Origin of the sequence: Saccharopolyspora terrae (assembly GCF_004348435.1) — a bacterium.
GTDB classification, from domain to species: Bacteria; Actinomycetota; Actinomycetes; order Mycobacteriales; family Pseudonocardiaceae; genus Saccharopolyspora; species Saccharopolyspora endophytica.
In genome coordinates this window covers 1-393 of sequence record NZ_SMKS01000165.1, presented here as the reverse complement: position 1 = coordinate 393, position 393 = coordinate 1, and the positions used below count along the sequence as shown (strand labels likewise).

Genomic DNA, 393 nt, shown 5'->3' with positions numbered 1-393 from the left:
TCCCGATCTGGGTCTCACCGGTCGAGCCCGGCTCGGTCCACGACATCACCGCTGCCCAACAACACGTCCTGGGCGCGCTGTACTGGGCCGCTTCCCAACTCGACCTGCCCACCCTCGCCGACGGCGGCTACCAGGGCGCCGGCGCCGGAGTCCACACCCTCATCAAGCGCTCCACAACCGGGCGAGGCCGCCCCCTCGATGCCGACAACCACACCTACAACCTGCTCCTACGCAGCCTGCGTGCCTTGGGCGAACGCGGATTCGCCCTGCTCACCGGCCGCTGGCGCACCCTGCAACACATCGCCGCCAGCCCCCGAAAAATCGGAAACATCGTCCAAGCCGCACTCGTACTCACCCACCACGAACACAACCGAATCCACTGAGATCACCTCA

Annotated in this window: 1 protein-coding gene; it reads left to right on the top strand. The window is 66.7% G+C overall.

All coding sequences use genetic code 11. The annotated features are described in order from the left end of the window. The coding region (locus E1181_RS31205) for a transposase family protein (RefSeq protein WP_165944807.1) at positions 1 to 383 on the top strand (383 nt) is incomplete at its 5' end. Positions 384 to 393: the final 10 nt, after the last annotated feature.